This window comes from Streptomyces pluripotens, assembly GCF_000802245.2.
GTDB lineage: Bacteria > Actinomycetota > Actinomycetes > Streptomycetales > Streptomycetaceae > Streptomyces > Streptomyces pluripotens.
Genome location: NZ_CP021080.1, coordinates 5,802,117 through 5,826,653 on the forward strand (window position 1 = coordinate 5,802,117; position 24,537 = coordinate 5,826,653).

Consider the following 24,537-nt stretch of genomic DNA (forward strand, 5'->3'; position numbering starts at 1 on the left):
CTCAACCACCGTCCTGTGCGCGGAAGGTGCTGCCCGCGTCCTGCCGGTACGGCGTGCCCTGCCACTGCCGGAAGTCGAGTATCCGGCTCGGGTCGTGAACGACGAACTTCCACGGACCGATGTAGACATTGTCGTGCCAGCGGTTGTGCTGCTTGAGGGTGATCGCATCGGCCACCCGCTCGCCCTGGTACGGCGACCAGTCCGGATAGGTGCCGTAGTTGGCCAGCACCGCCATGCGGTCGCACATCACCGTGCAGCCGACGACGGACTTGTCCAGCACGAAGCGGTTGTCGTGGATGTCCACCCGCTGGGTCTTCCACCGGCAGTCGGCGTAGAGCGGTGCGGTGGCGATCGCCGGCCGTACGCAGCGGTCGGTGTTCTTCACCAGCAACGTGCACGCACCGGACGAGGTGTTGGCCGGGCTGTTGCAGAACCGGTCGGCGTTCTCCCACAAGGTGATGCCGGACCAGTTGTTCTCCAGCACGTTGCGGTAGATCTCGATCTTGTCGGTGCGGGCTCGGATCCGTGGTTCGCCGCCGGACTCGGACACGTAGATGGTCCCGAACGGGAAGGTGTCACCGCCGTCGGCGTGTTTGCGGCCCTCGACCCAGTTGTTCCGCCGGATCGTGTTCTTCCGGATGACCGCGTTGTAGCTGGCCTCGTAGATCAGTGCGGCACCGTCGTTGTCCTCGAGCACGTTGTCCTCGATGCGGAAGTCGTTGTTGTCGGTGTCCGCCCACAGCCCGGGTCCGTGGTTGCCGTGCACCCAGTTGCCGCGTACGTCGGCGCCGTCGACGGCCCAGAACTTGACGCCTCCGGTGCAGCCGCAGCCGGGCCGCCGCCGCTCCCAGTCGTCCCTGTTGTTGTCCGCGATCTCGTTGCCCTCGATCACCAGGCCGCTGACACGGCCGGAGGCCTTGTACGCATTGATGCCGTACTGACCGTTACCGCGCAGGCAGTTGGCGCGGACCTGCTGGCGGGCACCGGCCATCAGGCCGGCGCCGGAGTTGTTCTGGATCGTCGTGTGCTCGATCACCCACCCGTCGGCCGAGTCGTGGTTGACCACGCCCTCGTCGCGCGGCGCGACGAAACCCTGCACGGTCAGGTAGCGGATGGTGACGTTGCTGGCACTGCCGCCGAACGCGTACTGATTGGTCTTCCGGCCGTCGAGTACCGCGCCCGGCGCGCCGAGGTAGTTGTCCCCTTTCTTGGGAATGACCTGGGCGTAGCGGTCCGGGGCGAGCCTGTGCTTGCCCGGTCGAAGCCAGAACGTGGTGTTCGGAGGGTTGCTCTTGGTCTTCGCGGCCAGGTCACCGGCCACCGCGGGGTCGACCGTCACCGCGCCCGCCGGCGCTTTCGTCGGTCCGTCCGGGGGTTCGGCGCACACGCGGGCCACGGACGTGGAGGGCGTAGCGGTCGGCTCCGGCCGCGCGTCCGGCGCGCTCTCACAGCCGGTCGCAGCCAGCAGGGCCAGTGCCAGGGGTGCCGCCGGCAACACCCGGTGCCGCCACTTGATCCGCACGCGTCCCCCCTAGCCGCGGAACCTGAGTACGGTGGTGAACCCGTCCGCGCCGTCGGCGAAGCCGGTGCCGACCAGCGTTGTGGCGGGTTCCTTGCGCCCGAAGCCGGCGGAGTACCAGCCCAGCGGCGGGTCACTTTCTCCGCGATGCGCCCGCCAGGTGAGCTGCCCGGGCAGGTCGAGCGCCGCGGAGCGGTCCTCGCCATCCCGGGTCCAGGTGAGCACGGCCCGGTTCCCCGCCAGGTCCGCGGCGATCGCCGGGCCGAGGTGGAACGCCAGGCGCACGGCCCGGCGCGGGCCGCGCACCTCGTCAACCACCCTCAGCTCCTGGCTCGCGGCCGCCAACTCCACCCGGCGGCGGTGCACGGTGCGCTGGTAGCCGTCGTGCTCGGCGCACCAGCGGGCCGTCCCCCCATCGGGGGCGGAGGTGTCCGCGACCAGGACGCGGCTGCGGGCATGCCGGGTCCACAGGAACGGGCCGCCGGAGACTGACTGGTCACTGCCCTCCACCTGCAGGGTGTTGTGGCCGAGGGTCGATCGGAAGTACTGCCGCCATGGGGGCTGGCCGTGGTAGCAGAACGTCCCCGGGTCGGCGAGTACGTCGACCCCGTCGTGCCGGACCTCCACGGACAGAGCGTCCGCGTGTGCGTGCGCGGCGATGGACAGGAATCCGTGCGGACCACCGTCGCAGCGGCACCAGATGTCCGCCGGGCCACGCAAGATGGTCATGCCCGCGTCGGCGAAATGGGCCGGTCGGTTCGTCGGGCGGGACACGGCCGGCGCAGTGGGCCGGATGAGCGCGGCCAGCAACGGGGTGCGCACGTCGGTGCTGGTTACCTCCGGCCACCAGGCGAGCCGACCGAACACGGCGTCCCCGGTGGTCAGCAGTGAGGCCCAGCGGTCGGTGCCCGCGCCGTCCACGACCAGACCGTGCCCGTCGTCCGCGTCCCCCTGGCGTGGCGGCCGTAGCCGGCTGTCCACGATGGCCGCGAGCGCGTCGGTCATCCGCAGCAGCACCAGCCGGATCGACGCGGGGACCGGCACCCCGGCGGCATCCGCCTCGGCCACCGCGGCGAGGCCGAGCTCCAGCACGAGTCCGTGATACTCGGTGGCCAGCTCGCGGTTGAGGCCGGAGGCGAAGGTGTTGCTGCGCAGATGCCGCTCCAGTGACCGCAGCGCGTCGGCTCGCCAACGCGTCGAGGAGGGGAACCACCCGAACGCGCAGGCTGCGGCGAACTGCCCGGCGGCCTCGGCGATGACGTGGTTGTTCGCCGAAGACCCTCGGCTGGGGAAGGCGGCCAGCCAGCGCTGGTGGTGCCAGATCTGGCGGAGCGCCGCCGGGTTGTCCTCGAACAGTCCGGCCACGCCCGGCCAGCCGTCGAGCAGCCGGCGGATCCACACCCAGGACAGCAGCCGGATCCCCAGCTCGATACCGCTGGTCCAGTGCACTCCGCGCAGCGGCGCGTTGGCCGTCCACCACGACCGCAGGTGCTCGGCCACGCGCTCGGCGTAGCGCTCGTCCCCCGTGATCGCGTAGGCGGCGGCGAGCACGGTGAGGTACTGATGTCGGGACAGCTCCCAGATCTGCTTGATGTCCCCGACCACGTCCTCGTTCCGGTACGGCACGTCGAAGGCGTAGCCCCACGGGGCCCGGCGCCCGGTCTTCGGGTCGTACCACCAGTCCGGGTCGGCCAGGTCGTCGCGGTCCACCCCGAAGAACTCGGCGTGCCCGGCCATCAGCCGGTCCGCCGTGGCGACGAGACGTTTGGCGGCATCCGGTGGCACGGTGGCGATCGCCGCTGCGGGCAGGACCGCGGTGAACCGGGCGTCGGTCACGCTCGGGCAGTCCGGCCGGGCCGATCGCCACCGTTGCCTGCGCACCGCGTCGCTCACCCGGCCGCCGACCTCCCGCGGTCCCATCCGGGACAGTCGCCGCAGGTACCAGCCCGCGCTCATGGTCATCGCGCCCTCGCCAACGTCACCGGCGCACCGTCGACCAAGCTGGTCCGCACGGCGAGGGTGGCCGCCGTGGTGGTGGCCAGCGATTCCAGTGCCACCGGCATCGGCCCGCCGGTCCGCACGGCCTTGACGAACGAGGCCAGCTCGGCGGACTGGCCCTTGTCCCGGGCCTTGGGCAGCCGGGAACTGACCCATTGCTTGCGGCGGCCGTCGTACACCGTCGCACGGACGAAGTCGTCGAGCCGCAGTGCGCGGCCGTCCGCGACCAGGTCCAGCGTCTCCTTGGGGAAGCCGGCCGGGCCGGTGGTGACGTAGCTGATGGTGGCGGTGGACCCGTCCGGGTAGCGCAGTACGACCTGGAGGTCCTCGTTGCCGGGCGTGGTGATCGCGTACACCGAGATCGGGTCGGCACCGAGCAGCCAGCTCGCCGTGTCGATGAAGTGCCCGCCCTCGCCGGCGAACCGCGAGCCCTCGGTGCCCTGCTGGAGGTACCAGCTGCCGTGCTCCAGCCGGCCCGCGTTGACCAGGTAGCGCAGGCTCGCCGGCCCGGTCCGGGCGCCGAACCGCTTCTTGGCCTCCTGCAGCAGCGGCGCGAACCGGCGGTTGAAGCCGACCTGCAGCCGGTCGTTGCCAGACTCCTCCACCGCCGCGAGCACGTCGGCCAGTTCGTCCTCGGTGAGCGCCAGCGGCTTCTCCACGAACACCGCCTTGCCGGCCAACAGCGCCTTTCGGGTCAGCTCGGCGTGCGAGCTGTGGCGGGTGACCACGAACACCGCGTCGACGGACCGGTCGCCCAGCACGGCGTCGAGATCGGTGGTCGCCTTCGCGAATCCGAACTTCCGTTTCGCGTTGGCCGCGGACAGCGCCGTCGTGGTGACGACGGTGGACAACTCGACGCCGTCGCGCTGTGTCAGGTGCGGCAGCAGCATCGACGTCGCATAGTTCCCCGCGCCGACGAACGCCAGCCGCACCGGTGCCTTGGCGGACCGGGCGGGGGCGGACGCCCCAGCGCCGCGTGGCACCGCGGGCACGGCCACCGCAGGGGCGGCAGCCGCCGTTTCTCCCGCGGGTTCGGGGTACCGGAACAACACCGCCACGGCCTTCAGACCGCCGTCCTTCAGGTTCCGGTACGTCTCGACGGCGTCGTCGAAGTCGGCCATGTGGGAGACCAGAGGCTCCACGTCAAGGCGACCGCGGGCGGCGAGGTCGAGGAAACACGCCAGGTTGCGGCGCTCGGTCCAGCGCACGTAGCCGATCGGGTAGTCCCGCCCCGCGAGCTCGTACTCCGGGTCGTAGCGCCCGGGGCCGTAACTGCGGGAGAACCGGACGTCGAGTTCCTTCTCGTAGTACGCGTTCCACGGCAGGTCCAGGCGGCACTTGCCGATGTCGACGACCCGACCGCGGTCCCGGCTCAACTTGGCGGCCAGCTCGACGGGCTGGTTGCTGCCGCCGCCGGCGGCCAGGTACACCTGGTCCACGCCGTGACCGCCGGTGAGTTCGGCGACGGCGGTTTCCACAGCCGCGGCCCCGGGGTCGCCGCAGGCCGCCGCGCCCAGGCGCTCGGCGAGTTCGCAACGCACCGGGTCGGGGTCAGCCCCGACGACACGGACCCCCGAGGCCGCCAGCAGCTGCACCACCAACTGCCCGATCAGCCCCAGGCCGATGACCAGCGCCACGTCCCCGAGCTGCGACTCGCCGCGGCGGACGCCTTGCAACGCGATCGACCCGACGGTGCCGAAGGCCGCGTGCCGCGGTGCGAGACCGTCCGGCACCCGGGCGTAGAGGTTCTTCGGCACCCAGTTCAACTCGGCGTGCAGCGCGTGCTCGTTGCCGGCGCAGGCCACGAGGTCGCCGACCTTCACATCGTCGATCCCGGTGCCGACCTGCTCGACCACCCCGCACAGCGAGTAGCCCAACGGAGTGTAGGAGTCCAGCTTGCCCATCACCTTGCGGTAGGTGGCGGGCACCCCGTTGGTGGCCACGCTCTGCACCACCTTGGCCACCTGGTCCGGCCGGGAGCGCGCCTTGCCCAGCATCGACATGCCGGCCTCGGACACCTTCATGAGCTCGGTTCCGGTGGAGATCAGCGAGTAGGCGCTCCGGACCAGCACACCGCCCGGCTTGCACCCCGGCTCCGGCACGTCAAGCAGCGCCAGCTCGCCACTCTTGTAGTTCTGAACGACCTGTTTCACCCGAAGTCCTCTTGTCTCTACGCCGTCACGGTCGAGTTCTGGCCGGCCCCGGAGGTCGCCCCGCGATACCAGTACTCGAGGGTCAGCACGTGCCACAGATGTTTGGAGAAGTCCCGCTGTCCGGCTGCGTCCTCGGCGACCATGCGCGCCAGCGCGTCGCGGCGCAGGAACCCGGATCGGACGAGCACGCCGTCGTGTACCACCTCGCGCACCAGTGGTGCGAGATCCCGGCTCATCCAGGCGCGCAGCGGGGCGCTGAACAGGCCCTTGGGCCGGTACACGATCTCCCGGGGAAGGATCGAGCAGGCCGCCTCCTTCAGGACGGCCTTGCCCTGCCGTCCGACGATCTTGTGATCACCGGGCACGGCGAACGCCGCCTTGACCACCTCGACGTCCACGTACGGCACCCGCACCTCGGTCGACGCGGCCATGCTCGACCGGTCCGTGTACGTGAGGTTCAGGCCCGGCAGGAACATCCGGGCGTCGCCCAGGCACATGCGGTTGACGAAGTCGTCGAGGTCGTTGTCCTGGTAGATGTCCGCATGCTCGGCCAGCACGTCCTCGACGGTCCCGGCCAGGTCCGGATCGATCAGGGCGAGCAACTCGTCCTGGTCGTACATGGTGTAGCTGCGCCGGAACGCGGTCTCCTCCGGCAGATCGGCGAAGGAGAGGAACCGCTTCGCGAACCGCACCGACCGGTACCCCCGGCGGGCCGTGGCGACCGGCAGCAGGTCCACGGCCCGGGACAGGCCGCGCCGCAGGGGCCGCGGGATGCGCTGGTAGCGCAGTGCGATCAGATTGGCCAGGTGTTTGCGGTAGCCGGCGAACAGTTCGTCGGCGCCCATCCCCGAGAGCATCACTTTGACCCCGGCCTCCCGGGCGGCCGAGCAGATCAGGAACGTGTTGATCGCGGCGGGGTCGCCGATCGGCTCGTCCAGGTGGTACGTCATCTGCGGCAGGAGGTCGAGCACGTTCGGAGCGATCTCGATCTCGTGCAGGTCGACGCCGAACTGCTCGGCCACCCGCCGGGCATGGCGCAGGTCGTCCGGCATCGCCTCGAACCTGGCGTCCTCGGCACGGAACCCGATCGTGTACGCGGATATCCCGGGTTGGTCGCGGGCCGCCAGCGCGGTCAGGTAACTGGAGTCCAGCCCGCCCGAGAGGAAGGTCGCCACGGGTACGTCGGAGAGCAGGTGGCGCCGGGTCGACTCCTCGACGATGGCGGCGAGGTCCGGCTCCTCGCCGGCCCGGGCCCGCTCCTGGCCCTCGGCGGCGACGTCCCTCAGGTTCCAGTACCGGCCGCGCTCCACCCGGCCGTCAGGCCGGCACCGGAGCCAGCTCCCCGGCGGCAACTTCTCCGCTTCGCGGAACGCGCACCGTGAGTCCGGCACCCAGTAGTACAGCAGGGAGGCCACCAGCGCCGCATCGTCCACCTGCAACGACCCGCCGGCCGCGGCGGCGAGCGCCTTGAGCTCGGAGGCGAACACCAGACCCCCGTCGCGCCGGAGCAGGAACAGCGGCTTGATGCCGAGCTGGTCGCGGGCGAGTACCAGGTCACCGGTTCGCTCGTCGAAGATCCCGAAGGCGAACATGCCGCGCAGCCGGGGCAGGCAGTCGGTGCCCCAGCGCCGCCAGGCCTCCAGCAGCACCTCGGTGTCGGAGGTACCGCGGAAGCGCACCCCAGCGGCTGCCAGCTCGGCGCGCAGCTGGGGCGCGTTGTACAGCTCGCCGTTGTACGTCAGGACGAGGCCGTCCGAGACCATCGGCTGGGCGCCGGTGTCGGACAGGTCGATGATGGCCAGCCGGCGGTGCCCGAGGTGCACCTCGCCGTCACCGACGGGGTGGCTGTACCGACCCGCCCCGTCCGGCCCCCGGTGGGCGAGGGTGTCGGTGAGCCGGTCGGTCACGGCCTTCCCGTCCGGCCACCGGTACGTGCCTGAGATGCCGCACATGTCCTACCGCGCCTCCTGGTCGCTGTCCGGGATCCGTGCCGCCCGCATCGGCAGCCGTTCCATCCTCCGCAGACCCGTCCCGTTCTGTCGGGCCAGCAGAGCGTTCCGGCTGCGCAGCGCGGTGTGCAGCCCGTCCCACAGCGTGCCGTCGGTCCGGTCACGCGGATCCGGGTCGATCAGCACCACACCGATCACCGGAATGCGCTGGTCCGCGAGCTGTCGCGCCACGGTGTGCAGCCATGCGGCGCTGCCGTGCCCGGCACGCACGACGAGCACGGTCTGGGTGCCGAGGTGCTGCAGGTCGGTCCACGCCGTGCCGGGCGCCACCGAGCCGACGCCGAGCCGGTACCCCTGAGGCGACACGGTTGCGGCACGCTCGCTGTCGACCACGGTCGGGTCTCCTGGCTTCGGGCGGTGGTTGGCGAGCTGCTGGCCGGGCAGACCATCGATGATGACCGCTGGTCCGTCCACGGCCAGTGCCCGGGCGAGGTCCAGCGCTATCGCACTCGCGCTGCGGGCACAGCCCAGTTCCAGCAGCGACACTGGTTCCGCGGAGTCGCGCACGGTGTGGGCCAGGGACGCGGTGAGCCTCGTTCGTGCCGCCTGAACCCGTCGGCGCTGCCACAACCGGGGCGATTGGCGGGGCAGTTCCGCGATGACCGAGGCGCCGAGGTTCGCCGCGATCTCCCGGCGCAGCACGGGGCGGTCCGCCACCACCGCACCGACCGCCGCCACCGCGAGCCCGAGGACGAGCCCGAGGACGAGCCCGATGGCGGCGTTCGTGGCAGCGGTCTTGGGCAGGGAGTGCTGCACCGCGTGCGGGGCGTCCACGATCTGTGTGCCGGCGATGAGTTGGGGTGCGCCGACGCGTGCCTCCGCGGCGCGCTGGCTGAAATCGCTGATCCGCGACGTCAGCTCGGCCCGGCGGGCGAAGAGCGACTCCATGTTCGCCGACGCCTGCGGCTCGCTCTGCGCCGATGCGTCACCGATCGACTTGTTGACCTGGGCGAGCTCGTCCCGCATTCGGTCACGCTGTTCGAGCAGGCTCTTGGCCTGGGCGTTCGCGGCTTCCTGTATCCGCCTCACGTGGTCCGCGACGAACGCCTCGGCCAGCGCCTTGGCACGGGCCACCGCTTGCGTGTCGCTGTCACCTGTCGCATTGATCTGCAGGAGGTTGTTGGTCAAGCCGATGCCCGAGTACTCCTGCATGAAGTCCTCCGGTTTCTCCGGGGAGTCGAGGGACTGCAGGGCCTTGCCGGCGATCCGCGTGGTGTGCAGCAGTGCGACGTCGGTGCGGATCAGCGTTCCGGGGTCGTTCGGTTGGTCCGCCTGATGTGCGACCAGCACCTTGGTCACCGCGGTAGGCGACGGCGGCAGCAGGACCGCCAGCGCCGTGCCGACGAGCAGTCCCAGCAGGGCCATGGAGCACCAGAGGCGGCGCCGTCTGCGCACAGCCGCCACCAGCACCTGCAGGTCCAGCAGCGGAGCGGCGGCCGACGGCTCCGAAGTCGTACTCGTCGTCAACCTGAGCCTCCCGTGGCGTCGTCGCCCACCGCGAGCGCCGCCGCTGCGGCATCCCGTGGACGACCGGCGGACGACGTCGGACGGGCCTGGACCGTTCCGGCAAGGACGATGCCGACGACCTCGTGCTGGGCATCCGCACACGCCACGGCGATGCCGGCGAGCTCCCCGGCGGTCCAGCTTCCTGCGCTGAGCACGACCAGGGCACCGGACTCGTTGTCGCGGTCCGGCACCATGGGGTGGGACACCGAGACCCCCACCACGCGCAGCAGTAGATCGCTCTCAGCCTCGGCGACGAGCTGCTCAGCGGCCCGGCGGGCGACCTCGTCGTTGTCCGGGACGAGAACCAGCAGCTGCGGGGAGGCCGGCAGCTGGTCCCGGAGGCGGGTGCACACCCGCCGGTAGCGGATCTTCCTGCTGGCCTCGTCGCCGGACGCCTGCGGGCTGGGTGTGTCCCACCGGACGTCGATGCCCAGCAGCCGGCGGATCCGGGCCCGCGGGCCACCGTCTTCCGGCCGGTGTGCGGGCCGTTCGCCAGGTACGTCGACGGTACCCAGCAGCGTCGAGCCCAGCGCCGCGGCGATTTCCGGCCCGGATCGCAGTCGGCGACTCATCCGAGCGGTGGTGAGATGGCCGATGACCGCGAGCAGGAAGAACAGTAGCGCCCCGCCGACGATGAGCTGCATCTTCGTCGGTGGTGCCTCGCTGGCCGGCCGGGCCGCCGGCCCCATGACGACCATGTTGGCCTTGCCCGCAGTCGGGTCGGCCTGGTCCAGCTTGTTGATGGCCTCCTGCAGCGCGGTGCGCAGCTTCGCGAGCTCGGTGCGGGTCTGCACGCTCTCCACGGTCCGCCCCGGATCGGCGGCATTGGCCAGGTCGGTGATGCGACGGCTGGTCTGCACCACCATCTTCCGGAGTGTCTCGGGCTGCGTCGCCGCTTCGGAGTCGGTGCCGTCGTCCACGACGTGCGTGGCGAATGTGACGAACTGCTGGACCACTTGGTCGGAGAGTTGCTGTGCGCGCTCCGGGGTGTCGGCCGTGCCGGAGATCTTGATGATGTTCCCGTCGGCGGCCGTGGCGCTCACCCGGTCCCGCAACTCCCTGCCGCTGACCCCGGCCCAGCCGAGCGAGGCAGCCGCGCGGTCGAGCACCGCCGAACTGGTCGCGACCTCCGTCTGGGTCAGTAGCTCGCGTTCCTGCCACGCCCCTGGCAGCAGGACCGACGCCGACGTCGTGTAGCGCGGCGGAAACAGCATCGAGGTGCCGTAGCCGACGAGTGCACCCATCACGGTGAGGAGGGTGAGAAGCCGCCAGCGCCGACGGATAATCCGCCCGATCGTGACGAGGCGTATCGTGTCATCGCTCAATGGTGCGGCCTCTTCTCCGCCCCGGACGGCGTGTCCGCCGACACCGGAGCGCGGTCACGGCAGGCAGCGGCGTAGGCCGCGAGCAGCGATCGCTGGGAGTTCCGCCAGGAGAGCGGCCCGCCGATCCGCTCCTGGCCGATCTTGCCCATCCGGGCCCGCTGCTCCGGATCGTCCAGTAGCAGCGCGATGAGCTCGGCGAACTCGGCCTCGTCGTTGGCGGGTGCGTAGACGGCGGCGTCACCGGCGGAGACCCGCGCCTCCCGGAGGTCGAACGAGACGATCGGCCGGCCCATCACCATGTACTCCAGGACCTTGTTCATGGTCGACACGTCGTTGAGCGGATTGCGCGGGTCGGGGGAGAGGCACACGTCCGCGGTGGACAGGTAGCGCACCAGGTCGGCGTCCGGAATCCGCCCGGTGAACTGCACCTGCTCCGAGAGCCCGAGTCGCCGGGACAGCTCCACCATCGCGTCGAAGGTGTCGCCGGCGCCGATGAACACCGCATGCCAGTCGGTCCGCCCCAGCTCGTCGCGCAGCTTCGCGAGGGCTCGCAAGGCGTAGTCGACGCCGTCCTGCGGGCCCATGACGCCGAGGTAGCACAGCAGATGAGGCTTGCCGCGCTTCAGCTCGGGCTCGGGCGGTACGGGGTGGAACCGGTCGACGTCGGGTGCGCTGCGCACCACGAACACGTCCGCCGGCCGTCGACCTCCACGGCGTACCGCGACGTCCCGGTAGCTCTCGTTCGTGGCGAGCACGACGTCCGCGGCCCGGTAGGTCCGCCGTTCCAGCGCGCACACGGCGCGGTAGAGCAGATCTCGGCCGCGGTCGAACCGGGAGAGGTACAGCTCGGGTACCAGGTCGTGCTGGTCGAAGACGAACCGTGCTCCGCGTCGTTTCAGCCACAGTGCCGGCAGGAACAGCAGGTCGGGTGGGTTGCAGGCGTGGACCACGTCGACCGGGCCGACCTTGCGGGCAAGCCGGACCGTGTGCCACAGCGCCGATCCGTACTCCCGCAGGTAGCCGGCGGGCCCTCCGGTCGCCGCGCGTAACGGGTAGCGGAGGATCCGCACCCCGTCGATCTCCGCCTCCGGCTCCGTGTCCCGCTTGGTGCCCCGGGGACAGATGACGTGCACCTTCCAGCCCGCGTCGCGCAGCGTCGTGCATTCCTGCCACACGCGCCGATCGAACGGGACCGAGAGGTTCTCCACCAGGATCAGCGCACGCCGGTCCGATCGGTCGACACTGGTTGCGTTACCAAGCAAGGCCCATGTACCCCGGTTCTGTCTGGCGCGTTTCGGCGTCGGGTAGGCGGATGAGGTCGATGATCATCGGGCCGTCGCCATGGGGCAGCGCCGACAGCACGGCCGGTTCCCTGGTTCCGACCAGGCACACCTCGGCGTGCTTGAGCACCTCGTCGACGGAATCCGCGAGCAGCTGCGTGAGGTGCGGCAGCCGGGTCTCGATGTACTCGCGGTTCGCGCCGAGCAGCCGGGCGAGGCTCACGTTGGCGTCATAGATCTTCAGGTCGTACCCCTTGCCGAACAGCCGTTCCGCCAACTCGACGAGCGGGCTCTCGCGGAGGTCGTCGGTGCCGGGTTTGAAGGACAACCCGAACAGGCCCACCCGGCGCTTGCCGGTGCGCTCGACCAGTTCCACCGCGCGCTGCAGATGGTCGGAGTTGGAGGGCAGCACATGGGCGAGGATGGGCACCGAGACGTCGGCCCGCTGTGCCGCGTGGACCAGGCTGCGCAGGTCCTTGGGCAGGCAGGAGCCACCGAAGGCGAAGCCGGGCCGCAGGTAGGCGGGGCTGATGTTCAGCTTGCGGTCGGCCAGGAACACGTCCATCACCTGGTGCGAGTCCACCCCGAGCGCCCGGCACACCGCGCCCAGCTCGTTCGCGAACCCGATCTTGAGGCCGTGGAAGGCGTTGTCCGCATATTTGATCGCCTCGGCGGTCGGGACCGGCACCCGGAACACCTCACCGGGTAAGCCGTCGTACAACGCCATCACCGCATCGCCGCTTGCCGGGTCGAGCTCGCCGATGACGGTTTTGGGCGGGTCGAAGAAGTCCCGCACGCTCGTGCCCTCGCGGAGGAACTCCGGGTTGACCGCTACCCCGATGTCCACCCCGGCCGTGCCGCCTACGGACTTCTCCAGGATCGGTACCAGCAGGTTCAGGCAGGTGCCCGGGAGCATGGTGCTGCGGAACACAACGGTGTGCCGCCCGCTGCGCCCATGGCCATCTGCCAACGCGGCCCCGATCTGCTCGGTGACCCGCTCCAAGTACGTGGTACACAGGCTGCCGTTGGCCTCCGACGGCGTGCCCACGCAGACCAGCGACACGTCGCTGCCCGCGATCGCCTCGCGGACGTCGCTGGTGGCGCGCAACGCTCCGGTCCGCACGACCTCGGCCATGAGCTCGCCGATGCGCTCCTCGACCACGGGGGCCTTGCCCTCGTTGACCAGGTCGACCTTGACCTGGTTGACGTCCACTCCGATGACTTCGTGACCCAGGTCGGCCAGACACGCGGCCGACACGCAGCCCACGTAGCCGAGTCCGAAAACGCTGACCCTCATGATCCGTTCCTCCCCCCAGGCAGGCCCTCCCGGCCTGCTTTGTGTGCGCTGGCCGGACGATGCTCCCCGCGCATCAGTAGGCCCCCTGCCCGTAGAGCACCGCACGTAGCGTCTTCCACAAGATCACGGTGTCCAGGGCGAGCGACCAGTCCTCCACGTACCGCAGGTCCAGCCGGACCGCCTCTTCCCATGGCAGGTCGCTGCGTCCACTGATCTGCCACAGGCCGGTGAGTCCGGGCTTGACCAGCAGCCGTCGCCGGATGTCCGGGCCGTACGCAGCGGACTCCTCCGGCAGCGGAGGCCGCGGACCGACGAGTGACATCGATCCGGTGAGCACGTTGAACAGCTGCGGGAGCTCGTCGATCGAGTACCGGCGCAGCACTGTTCCCACCCGGGTCACCCGCGGATCCCGGCGGAGCTTGAAGAGCGGGCCGGCGCCCTCGTTGCGGTTGGCCAACTCGGCACGTGCCCCGTCGGCCCCGGCGACCATGGTGCGGAACTTGAGGATGGTGAACTCGCGGCCGTCCTTGCCGACCCTGCGCTGGCGGTAGAACGCCCCACCCCGGCTGTCCACCATCACGAGCAGCCCGACGAACACCATCAGCGGCGCGAACAGCACCAGCAGGAGTGCTGCGCCCATCCGGTCGACGACCCCTTTGACCGCCCGGCGGCCCCCGGTGAAGGTCGGCATGCTGACCCGCAGCAGCGGGATCCCGAGCACCGCGTCGATGTGCAGCCGCGGGCCGGCTACCTCCATCAGCACGGGGGCCACGACCATTTCGGCGTCGCTGCCTTCGAGGTTCCAGGCCAGCCGCTGCAGCCGGTCCGGTGACCAGTGCGGGTCCGGTGTGACCGCGACCACACGGTAGCCATCGCGGTGGACGTGGTGCGCGACGTCCGCCAGTCGGCCGACGACCGGCACTCCGTCCAGGTGGTCTCCGTCGAGCCCGAGTCCGTCCGTCGCGCACACCGCGTCCACCCGCCAGCCGAGGTGCGGGAACTTGCGGGTCCGGGTGATCAGGTCGCGCACGGTGGTGCTGCTCCCGGCAGCGAGCACCGGTCTCAGGCACCGTCCTTCCTTCCGCTGTTTGTGCAGCCAGAGGCGCAGCAGATACCGCGCGGTCATGGTGGTGAGCGCGATCGCGGGAATGGCGACGAAGATCCAGAGCTTGATGTTGCGCGAGGTGAGGGCGATCCCGCCGAGCGCCAGTATGACGGTCGCGGTGAGCAGCGATCGTCCGAGTCGGCGGAACTCCTCGGCGCCCTGGCCGAGTACGGCCGGAGCCCACGACCGGTTCACCGCAAGTGTCCCCAGCACCAGCAACTCGGTGCCGAATGCGAGGATTCCCCACTTCTCGTGCCAGTTGGCCGCGTCCCGGGCCCCGAAGAAGTTGCCGATCGCCGTCACCACGAAGGCGGTGGCCACGGTGTCGCTGGCGATCACAGTACGTCGGTACCGCTGCTCCCAGTCGTTGACGGACTGGCTGATCGCCCCGTTCGCCAGACGCTCGCGCGCCGACGGAAACGGGCTGGTTAATCCTCCTTGCCTCACAGAACCCCCCAGATCCCCAGTAGTTCGATGTGGTCACCCAACACTGTTTCTCCGCCCGGGAGGCATGCCTGGCTTGCGCATGACACCCCGACCGTTTCAGAGCTACCTGGACAATCCCCCCTGGCGGCAGCGGACTCGCTTGTCCCGCCAGATCCTCGATTCGAGGTGCGTGGAACCCGTTCGAAACCTCGGGTGCTCCCCGCACCCAAGGCCCTCTTCAGGGCTCCAAGAATTGATCACCCCCACGTCCGGCGCCGGGGGCACGACTGCGTGCTTTCCCTGGCGTCGAACTCGTAGATCATTTATTGATCGCCTCACGTCCGAACAGCTGAAGCACGGTCAATCTAGACCATCGGGGCCATTATGTAGAGGGGATGTGTGTAATTCGTGCTGACACTTTGAGCCTTGATCGCCCGAGGGGTGGCCGCCTAGCGGGTGCCGTGACGCCATCGCGCGCTCCGAGGGTCCGCCCGGCCGCGTGTGCGGCTCCTTTGCTGGTCGGCGAGCTGCGACAGGCCTCATGTGGCGCCCGGTTCGGCGGCGGCCTCCCGCTGTTCCTGCACTGCGGTGTGTCGCTGTGGGCGCTCGGGACAGGCGGCGAGATCGCCCCGGGCGGTGAGGTGCATGACTTGATCCTTTCGGTGTTCGGTGGCGTGTTCGGTGACGTGTTCGAGGGTGAGCGCAACCGCCTCAAGATCCGGTGCAGACCGTGATGCCGGCCAGGCGCTGATGGAGGGGGCGCGGACGAGAACAGTCGGTGCTCGAAATGTGGGGGCCGGTCTTATCGAAACGTGACGCTCATTGTGTGTTCAACGACTCGTAGAGCCCGGCGGGAAAGTCTGAAAGCAGTACCTGCTCTCGGGTTTATCCCGCAGGGATCAGTTGTGCACGTTCCCGAAGACCTCACATGTTGCGCATGTGGTGATTCCCGAGCCCGCCAGGAAAATCCCCTGAGCTGTTTTGATCTCCCAGGTGGTGGGAGGGTCACAGGGACACCGAACCCATCGAGCTCGGCACCGAACCAGCGGTGGGAGGCTGCGAACACGTTGATCTGGTCGTGGGGCGCTCCCCGCTCGGCGAGGAAACAGGCCTCGGTTCCGGCCATCGGCCATGACGTTCGTTCGACGCTCTGGGCGCCCGCGCACAGCTCGATGAGCCGAAAAGAAGGTTTCCGCCCTGCACTGACTGGGCGTGGGAGGAGTTGCGCCAGCAGAGCAACCCACCGGGCGATCCGGTGTTCACCGGCCTGCCGGTTCACCGACTCACCGGCCGCCCCAGGGGAAGCCCAGTCATGCCCGTGCGAGGACCACCCTGGTCTCCAGGACGCGGCCCTGGAGACCGGCGCCGCCGTCTACGGTGGAGACCCATGGACCGCCGAGGCGGTGGGGGAGGAGTCGGACGGACGTGCGCAGGGTTCCACCGGAGATGTTCCGGTTCACGACGGTGGAGAGGTCCGATCTGTACGGGGCGGTGCTGGACGCCTTCGGTGCGGCGGGCGAGCACTTGGAGACGGCGCTGGGACTCGACGCGGTCCGCGAGCGGCTGCGCGGAGTGGGCTGGGCGGCGGCCGTCGAGGACGAGGACCTGCAGGAGACGCTCAGGAAGCTGGTGCAGTGGGAACTGCTGGACGTGGTGCACAACCACGCCGAGAACTACCGCACGGCCGAGGAGTACGAGCGGCGCAACCTGCAGTACTCGCTGACCCGCCGGGGTGAGGCCGCGCTCGCCGGGGTGCGGCAGGCGCTTGAGGTGCTCGCCTCGACGGGGGCGCTGCAGACGGCGGTGCTGGAAGCGATCGCGGACCGGCTGGACGAGCTGTGCCTGCTGTCGGGCGAGCCCGCCCCGGCCGACCGGCGGATCTTCAGCACGCTGCGGGAGCTGGAGGGGCATCTGGACGCCCTGGTGGAGAACACCAAGGCGTTCAACGGAGAACTGCAGCGTCTCGTGCGCGCAGAGGGCGCGGACATGGAGGTGTTCCGCGAGGTCAAGTCCGCCACCGTGGCGTATCTGCAGGAGTTCCTGGTCAACCTCGACCGGCGTGGGCAGGCGGTCGCCGCCGCCGTGGACCGGGTGGAGGAGCGGGGGGTCGCCGTGCTGCGGGAGCGAGCCCTGCGCGGGGCCGAGCTCCCGCCGGTGGCCGGCGAGGATCCTGCGGCCGGCTGGCTGGAGAGCAGACGAGCGCGTTGGGCGGGACTGCGGGCGTGGTTCCTACCGGACGACGGGGCGCGGCCCCGGATCGAGCACCTGCATGACATCGCCCGGCGGGCCATCGTCTCGCTCCTGCAGGTCTTGGAGCGGATCAACGAGTCACGGCGCCGCTCCTCCAGCGCGGTGCAGGACTTCAGAGAGCTGGCACGCTGGTTCTCGGCGGCCCCCGAGGAGGCGGACCTGCACCGGTTGTGGTCGGCGGCCTTCGGCCTCGGCCCGGCGCGCCACGCCCACCTCGCCCACTCTGACCCGGAGCTGATCCCGTCGTCCCGTTCCTGGTCCGAAGCCCCGCCCGTGGCGGTGTCCGCACTGCTGCGAACCAGCGGACGGACGGAGCGCTTCACCCGCACGGCCAGGGTGCGGGACGTCACGGCGGTCAGGGCGGAGCGCGCCGCACGAGCCCGCGCCGAGCGCGCGGAACTCGCCCGTGCCTGGCAGGTGCTGGAGGGCGATGGTCCCGTGCGCCTGTCCTCCTTCGGCGTGCTGGACCCCGCCGTGTTCGACCGGCTGCTCGACCTGCTCGGCCGGGCCCTGTCCGCCCGACCGGACGCGGGTGGGCTGCGGCGCGCGACGACAGGGGACGGCAGGGTGGAGATCGCCCTGTCGCCGCCGCCCGACGAACGCACCGCCGTACTGCGCACCGCGAAGGGCTCACTGGCCGGACCGGACTACCTCGTCCACATCACGGCGGCGGGCGGAACAGCCGCGTTCCCGGCCCGCCACACCGCGCAGCAGGAGGCGGCCGGATGAGCACCCTGGCCAACCAACTCGCGGCTGCGGAAAGGGAAGAGGTCGCGCGTGCCATCCGTCTCCTGCTGGCCCGCCCGCTACTGACCGCGGCCGCCGACCCGGCCGGCTTCGAACTGGTGCGGCGCCGGCGCGAGCCGCTGGCCCGCTGGTTCGACTACACGTGCGGCTGGAACCTGGTGGTGGAGCCCCGTCGCGGTTACGCCCGTCTCACCAAGGTCCGCGCGGACCCGGACGGCTCCCGGCCGGCCCGCCGCACGCGTTCCGGCCGGGCCCCGTTCGACCGCCGGCGCTACGTGCTGCTGTGCGTGACCGCGGCCGAGTTGCTGTCGCTGCCGATGACGACCATCGGCATGCTCGCCGATCGCGTCGTTCAGGCCACGTCGGCCGACCGGGCGCTGGTCGCGTTCGACCCGGTCCACCAGCCGGAGCGGAGGGCGTTCGTCGACGTCCTGAAACTGCTGGAGTCGTACGACGTGCTGCGCTCAGTGGACGGGACGACCGAGGCGTACGTCGCCTCCGCGGACGCGAAGGTCCTCTACCGCGTGGAATCCACGCTGCTGATGCGGCTGCCCGCCGCGCCCGTCGGTGCCTCCCGGCTCACGGTACCCCCGGCCGAGGTGCCCGTGCGGTTCGAGGAACTCCTCACCGGTCTCGTGCGGGAGCGCCGCTACGGCGGCGCGGCCACCGACGGGACGGCGGACGAGACGGACGGCGACACCGCTGCCACGGACGCACAACGCAATTTGAGGCTGCGCCACTCGGTGCTGCGTCGCCTCTTCGACGACCCCGTGCTCTACCGGGCGGACCTCGCCGAGGACGAGCTGGCGTACGTCACCTCCCTGAGCGGACGGCAGATCCTGCGCCGCTCGGTCGAGCAGGCCGGCTTCCTCCTGGAGGAACGAGCCGAGGGATTCCTGCTCGTGGATCCGGACGGGATCGCGACCGACGTCCGCTTCCCGGACGACACGTCCACCGCACGGGTCGCCGCCCTGCTTCTCCTGGAGCCGCTTCGCGCCGCTCCGGCCGGAATGCTCTCCGAACAACTCACCGAAGCCGGAGCGGAACTGCTGCGCCGATTCCCGCGCTGGGCCAAGGCGTACCAGTCCGAGGACGGTGCGGCCCGGCTGTCCGACGACGCCGTACGCGTCCTGTGCGACGCGGGCCTCGCCCGCGGAGTCGGGGACCGAGTCGTCGTGTGCCCGGCCGCCCACCGCTACCGCCTGACGGAGACGACGAGCGCCGGCTCGCCAGACCAGTTCGGTCCGGAAAGCCAGTCCGGTGCCGAAGACCAGCGCAGACCGGAACGGAAGGCGCCTCGCCGCACTACGGCAGGCGCCACGGCAACCGGAGGCGTCACAGCAGAAGGAGAGCAGCAGTGAGCGTGACGGACCTCCCCCTCCCGCGGCGGCCCGAGCCCACCGAGTCGGCCGGGACACCGACGGCGGCTGCGGGCGCCGTCCGCAGCCGCTGGCAGCCGCACCGCGCCGGCATCCTCAACGTCTGGCGCTACTACGACGAGACCTTCACCTTCCACCAGGGCCGGCTGCTGCTGCGCGGCCAGAACGGATCGGGCAAGTCCAAGGCCCTCGAACTCCTGCTGCCCTTCCTCTTCGACGCCAGCCTGCGCCCCAACCGCCTCTCCACCTTCGGCGGTTCGGAACGCACCATGCACTGGAACCTGTTGGGCGAAGGCGCCACCGGCAAGACCCGCGTCGGGTACGTGTGGATGGAGTTCCACCGCGCCGGCGACGACGGCACCGAGCGGTGGTTCGGCTGCGGGGTGCGCCTGCAGGCGAGCGTACACACCACCGGGGTGCACGCCGACTACTTCACCACTGGCTCCAGGATCTCCCGCCCCGGCGGAGTGCTCCTCGTCAATGAAGCGGGACAGCCGCTGACCCGAGCCGCCCTCGCCGACGCCCTCCGCGACTGCGGCGACGTGCACCCCTCGGCCACCGACTACCGCACGGCCGTACGACGTGAACTCTTCGCCGGCATGGGGGAGCAGCGCTACGAGTCGCTGCTGTCCGCCCTGCTTCAGCTGCGCCAGCCCAAACTCTCCGAACGTCTCGACCCGTCCTTGCTCTCCACTCTGCTGTCCCGCGCCCTGCCCCCGTTGGGCGAGGCCGAGATCGCCGAACTCGCGGAGGGCTTCGAGCGGCTGGACCACCAGCGTGAGCACCTCAGGCGGCTCGACGACGAGGTGACGGCGGCCGGGACCGTCGCATCCCGGCAGTCCGCCTACGCGCGACGCGTCCTGCGCGCCGGTGCCGCCGCGCTCATCTCGGCAACCACCGAGATGGACAACCTCACGCGGGTCGCCCGGCAGAGCGCCAAGGAGCTGGAACAGGCACTGGCGCAACGCGAGTCGGCCCGGGCCAGCCGCCAGGAACAGGAGTCGCGCGCGCACGCCCTGGAGGCGACCGTCGAGGGCCTGCGGGAGAGCGACGCGTACAAGCAGGGGGAGGAACTCGACCGGCTCCGGCGTCGCACGGACGACGCCGCAGCCGTCGCCGGGCGGCAGCGGGCCACCGCCGAGGCCGCTCAGACCGGCGCGGAGGAGGACCAGGGCCATGCCGAGCAGGCCGCGAGGCGAGCCCGCATCCTCGACGAGCACGCGCGCGAAGCCGCCGGGGAAGCACACCGGTCGGCCCGGGCAGCGGGGATGGAGTCCATCCACCACGAGGTCCGGGCCGTTCTGGACACGGACCTTGTGGTGGCCGTCCCCGACGGCCCGGGGGGTGAGGCGGGCGGGCGCCGTCCGGAGGGCCCCAGCGCCACACGCACCACGGGCGAGGACGGGGCCCCACAGGCCCGTAGACTGCTGCGCGGCGCGGTCACCGCCCGACGGCAGCAGCTCTCCCTGGTCACCGAGGCGATCGACCAGCACGCTCGTGCCGTACGCGACCGGGGTGCCGCCGAGGACCTGCTGGACGAGGCCCGTACCCGCCTTGCGGAGGCGATCGCCCGGCGGGACGAGACGTCCGGCGCCTGGGACGACGCCCTGGCCGCACAGGCAGAGCGGCTCATCACGTGGGCCGAGGGCTGTGCGGAACTGCGCCTGACCGATCCGGGCGACCTGGTGGCCGCAGCCGCGACCGAGGCCGAGGTGATGGCCCTGGTCGAAGCCGCCGCGCGCCCGCTGGAGCAAGAGATCTCCACGGCCGAGGCCACCGTGCGGGCCACACGCGAGAGCCTGCGGGACGAGCGCACTCGACTCGGGGAGGACGTACGAAGGCTCAGCAGCGAGACCGACCTCCCGCCTCCACCCCCGCTCACCCGCACCACCGCCCGCACGGCGACGGCGGGAGCACCGCTGTGGCGACTGGTCGCCTTCCGCGAAGGCGTCCCGCTTCCCGTTCAGGCCGCGGTGGAGGCGGCTCTGGAGGCCTCCGGACTCCTGGACGCCTGGGTCAGCCCCTACGACGGGATCACGCTGCCGGGCCACGACACCCGCGCCGAGGCGGCCCTGGCCACAGCCGCCCCGGGGCCCAGTCTGCTGGAGGTGCTGCGGCCCGAGGAACACATCCCCGTCCCGGCCGACACGGTGACCCGCATCCTCGCCGGTATCGCGTACGGCAGCACACTGCCCGGCGGTCACCCGGCGGCCGTCTCCGCCGACGGCGCCTGGCGTCTCGCACTCGCCACCGGCACCTGGAACAAACCGGAACCGGCGCACATCGGCGTCCCCGCGCGACAGCGGAACCGCCGGCGCAGGATCGGTGAACTCACCGAGCGCATCCGCGAGACGAACGCCTCCCTCGCCGCGCTCGACGACCAACTGCGCGGTCTCGTCGCTCGCCGGACCCGGCTGGACGCCGACCGCGATGCCCGCCCCGACCACCGGGAACTCGACGCCCGTCGGCGCGACCGGGAGCGCGCCGAGGACCAGGTGGCCGCTCGGGACGACGCCGTGCGCGACGCCGCCGGGCAACTGGCGTCCCGCGAGAGCGAAGTGGGGGGTGCGCTGCGCACGCTCAGCCGGCGGGCCGCGGAACACGCACTGCCCACCGACCGTGACCTGGTGCGTGAAATCTCCCTCGGCATCGACAGGTTCCGGGACACCGCCGACACTTGGGTGGACGCCCGCCTCACCGCGAACGCCGCTGCCGACCGGGCCCGGCAGACGGCCGCACAGGCGGACCGTTCGCGCCGCACCGCCGAGGAACAGACCGAGAACGCGGCCGCCGCAGCAGTGGAGGCGGCGGGCCTGCAAGCGCGCCTGCAAGCGGTGGAGGCCACCGTCGGCGAGGACTACCGGCAGGTCGTCGCACGCGTGGCTGAGGCGCGCGCCGGACTGCGGCGCTGCCGTGAGGAGGCCGACCGGGCAGCCGGACTCCTGCTGCGCCTGGAAGGCCGCATCGGAGGACTGCGGGCCACTAGTGGTCAGGACGCCGAACGACGGGAGCAGGCCGTCGCGACCCGGGACGGTGCGGGGCACCGGTTCCGGCACCTGTGCCTGGTCGGACTGGCCGAGGACGCTGGCATCGCACCGGAAGCCGATGTGGGGGACGGCACCAAGGCCACCCTGGAGGCGGCTCGCGCCACCGCGGCGAAGTGGCCCGGCATCCCGCACGCGCCACGCAACCTGGGGGACGCCGCGACCCGCCTCTCGGAAGCGGTCCACGAGGCCCGCCGGCACCTCGGCGCCCGCGCCGACCTGGACCTGGAGCCCGATGACGACATCCAGGTCTTCACCGCCACCCTGGACGGCGTACGGGTGGGGGCGACGGGCCTGCTCACCGCGCTCACCCAGGAACGCGACCGCAGCCGCGAGGACATCACCACCGCCGAGCGGCGCCTCTTCGACCAGATCCTCACCGGCGACATCCGCCGCCACCTCGCGGCCCGCATCCGCCAGGCCGGCGAACTCGTCGACCGCATGAACGGTCACTTGGAGCGGGTCCGTACCGCCTCCCACGTCACCGTCCGACTCGTCTGGGACGTGCGCCCGGACCTTCCGGACAGCACCCGCACCGCCCGCCAGCTGCTGCTCAAGGATCCCGGCCGGGTCACCGAGACCGACCGGGAGGCCCTGCACGCGTTCTTCCGCGCCCGGATCGATGAGGCCAAGGGCAACGACACGGCCGCGAGCTGGGAGGAACAACTCGGCGAAGTGCTCGACTACACCGCCTGGCACCGCTTCACCGTCCGCCTCGATCGTGCGGGCGGGACCGGCTGGCAGCCGCTGACCAAGAAGCTGCACGGCGCGCTCTCCGGCGGAGAGAAGGCCATCGCGCTGCACCTTCCCTTGTTCGCAGCCGTCGCAGCCCACTACGAGGCCGTGCCCCTGGCGCCCCGCCCCATCCTGCTGGACGAGGTCTTCGTCGGCGTCGACACCGTCAACCGCGGACAGGTCTTCGCCCTGCTCACCGCCCTGGATCTGGACCTCATGGTCACCTCGGACCACGAGTGGTGCACCTACGGCGAGCTGCCTGGCATCGCCGTCCACCAGCTTCTCACCGACGGGGACGACGACGCGGTCACCAGCGCCCGCTTCGTCTGGAACGGCACCGGGCTGGAGGCGGGATGACCCACGCGGAAACGGACCTGGGCGAACACACCCTGCGCCGCCCCGAACTCCGCCCGCTCTGGCACACGGTCCACGACCGTCTCTCCTCCGGCCGCCCCGTTACCCGGATCCGCCTCGGACCGCTGGACGAGGCCGAGCGCGAGGCCCTCGCCGACCTCCTCGGCCTGGACCGGCTGCCGGCCCCACGCCCGTCCTTCCCCCTGGCCCAACTGGAAGAAGCCGTCACCGAACTGACCGGCCGTACGGTCCGCGAAACCGTCACCGAGCTCGTCGGTCCCCTCGGCGACCGTGCGGGCGAACGACGCCGTCAAGAAAGGGAACGCGCAGGGGTGTGGGCCTGGCTGGCCGGCCACGACACCGTGCGGGCTCAGCCCGCGCTCGCCGCATGGGCCTCCTCCTGTCGGGCCGTCGGCCTGGTCGGCGGTTCACCGGACCGCACCCGGGCCCAGCTCACCGACGCGCTCACGGTGCTCGCGGAGCTGCCCGCCCAGGCCGAACCCCTGCCCGTCTTCGCCGCCCGCGTACTCAACGGTCATGCCCACGCACTCGACGACGGCACAGCTCTGTCCACCCTCGTCCTGCGCGCTCTGGCGACCCTCTACGACACCGCCCCGCCGCAGTCCGCGGCGGACCGGCGGGCCCTGTGGACGCGCGCGGGTGTCGCCGACGACGACCTGTCCGCCACCGTTGTCGTCGGTGGCCTGCACCCAGCCGGCGACGGCACGCTCGCCCGAGTGGCCCGCGTCTGCGCCCAGGCCGGACAGGCCGCCAGCCTGACCCTCGCCCAGGTGCGGGCCCCGGGTGAGTTCGTCCTCGCCACCGAGCCCGCACCCGTCGTACACGCCGTGGAGAACCCCAGCATCCTGGCTCTCGCCCTACGCCGTTTCGGCCGGGACTGTCCACCGCTCGTGTGCACGTCCGGTTGGCCCAACAGCGCGTCCATCCGCCTCCTGCGCCTCCTCGCGGACCGGGGGGCCACTCTCCGCTACCACGGCGACTTCGATGGTGAAGGCATTCGCATCGCTGCGTACCTGCTGGACAAGACGCAGGCCCGGCCCTGGCGCATGACGGCGGCGGACTACCGGGCCGCAGTCGCGCGGGCACCGCATGGCCCAGGGCCCGGCCGTCTCACCGACGCGCCCTGGGATCTCGAACTGACGCGCGCCATGACGGACCACGGCATCGCCGTGGTCGAGGAGTTGGTGGCCGACATCCTCCTGGCCGACCTGGCTGACACCATGCGGTAGGGCCGTGGTTCTGGCCGGCCGGCGGTACGGGCATCTGGTTGGCCCAGCCCAGCGCTGCACCGACCTGCACAGGCACCTCACGCCGGTTTCGGTGAGCTGGTGGTCCGCTGTGCGGCGGTGAGCGCCCCGCCTCACCAGGACGGGGCGGAGCGGCCCGGCC

The 24,537-nt window shown here is 71.2% G+C and carries 13 protein-coding genes; 4 read left to right on the forward strand and 9 right to left on the reverse strand.

Annotated features, from left to right (window positions below; translation table 11 throughout):
* Position 1: 1 nt before the first annotated feature.
* The 9 genes from LK06_RS25890 to LK06_RS25930 form a co-directional block, all read right to left on the reverse strand.
* A complete protein-coding gene (locus tag LK06_RS25890) occupies positions 2-1,522 on the reverse strand; it encodes a right-handed parallel beta-helix repeat-containing protein (RefSeq protein WP_039656767.1) in 1,521 nt (506 codons plus the stop codon).
* A 9-nt stretch (positions 1,523-1,531) separates the two neighbouring features.
* The gene (locus tag LK06_RS25895; protein WP_039656765.1) at positions 1,532-3,481 is read right to left on the reverse strand and encodes a heparinase II/III family protein; all 1,950 of its coding nucleotides are present in this window, start codon (positions 3,479-3,481) and stop codon (positions 1,532-1,534) included.
* On the reverse strand, positions 3,478-5,670 hold the full coding sequence (locus LK06_RS25900) for a bi-domain-containing oxidoreductase (RefSeq protein ID WP_039656764.1): 2,193 nt from the start codon (positions 5,668-5,670) through the stop codon (positions 3,478-3,480). The genes LK06_RS25895 and LK06_RS25900 overlap by 4 nt, the downstream gene beginning before the upstream one ends.
* A 17-nt stretch (positions 5,671-5,687) precedes the next feature.
* Positions 5,688-7,622, reverse strand: coding sequence for an asparagine synthase (glutamine-hydrolyzing) (asnB, locus tag LK06_RS25905; RefSeq protein ID WP_039656763.1), 1,935 nt, complete (start codon positions 7,620-7,622; stop codon positions 5,688-5,690).
* A gap of 3 nt (positions 7,623-7,625) precedes the next feature.
* Positions 7,626-9,146: a Wzz/FepE/Etk N-terminal domain-containing protein gene (locus LK06_RS25910; protein ID WP_039656762.1), complete on the reverse strand. Its 1,521-nt coding sequence runs from the start codon at positions 9,144-9,146 to the stop codon at positions 7,626-7,628.
* On the reverse strand, positions 9,143-10,510 hold the full coding sequence (locus LK06_RS25915; protein WP_043406647.1) for a Wzz/FepE/Etk N-terminal domain-containing protein: 1,368 nt from the start codon (positions 10,508-10,510) through the stop codon (positions 9,143-9,145). The genes LK06_RS25910 and LK06_RS25915 overlap by 4 nt, the downstream gene beginning before the upstream one ends.
* The gene (locus LK06_RS25920; protein ID WP_039656760.1) at positions 10,507-11,772 is read right to left on the reverse strand and encodes a glycosyltransferase family 4 protein; all 1,266 of its coding nucleotides are present in this window, start codon (positions 11,770-11,772) and stop codon (positions 10,507-10,509) included. Before LK06_RS25920 ends, LK06_RS25915 begins: the two co-directional genes overlap by 4 nt.
* Complete coding sequence (locus tag LK06_RS25925) at positions 11,762-13,087, reverse strand: nucleotide sugar dehydrogenase (RefSeq protein ID WP_043432535.1); 1,326 nt, start codon at positions 13,085-13,087, stop codon at positions 11,762-11,764. Before LK06_RS25925 ends, LK06_RS25920 begins: the two co-directional genes overlap by 11 nt.
* 73 nt (positions 13,088-13,160) lie before the next feature.
* Positions 13,161-14,639, reverse strand: a complete 1,479-nt coding sequence (locus LK06_RS25930) for a sugar transferase (protein WP_089516735.1) — start codon at positions 14,637-14,639, stop codon at positions 13,161-13,163.
* A gap of 1,404 nt (positions 14,640-16,043) precedes the next feature.
* Between LK06_RS25930 and LK06_RS25940 the strand changes: the two genes are divergently transcribed.
* The 4 genes from LK06_RS25940 to LK06_RS25955 are packed head-to-tail and all read left to right on the forward strand — an operon-like array spanning position 16,044 to position 24,377.
* Positions 16,044-17,597, forward strand: coding sequence for a TIGR02677 family protein (locus LK06_RS25940; RefSeq protein ID WP_039656756.1), 1,554 nt, complete (start codon positions 16,044-16,046; stop codon positions 17,595-17,597).
* Positions 17,594-18,976 (forward strand): TIGR02678 family protein, encoded by a 1,383-nt coding sequence (locus tag LK06_RS25945; protein WP_039656754.1) that lies wholly within the window; start codon positions 17,594-17,596, stop codon positions 18,974-18,976. Before LK06_RS25940 ends, LK06_RS25945 begins: the two co-directional genes overlap by 4 nt.
* Positions 18,973-23,130, forward strand: a complete 4,158-nt coding sequence (locus LK06_RS25950; protein WP_043406642.1) for a TIGR02680 family protein — start codon at positions 18,973-18,975, stop codon at positions 23,128-23,130. The genes LK06_RS25945 and LK06_RS25950 overlap by 4 nt, the downstream gene beginning before the upstream one ends.
* Positions 23,127-24,377, forward strand: coding sequence for a TIGR02679 family protein (locus LK06_RS25955; RefSeq protein ID WP_043406639.1), 1,251 nt, complete (start codon positions 23,127-23,129; stop codon positions 24,375-24,377). Before LK06_RS25950 ends, LK06_RS25955 begins: the two co-directional genes overlap by 4 nt.
* Positions 24,378-24,537: the final 160 nt, after the last annotated feature.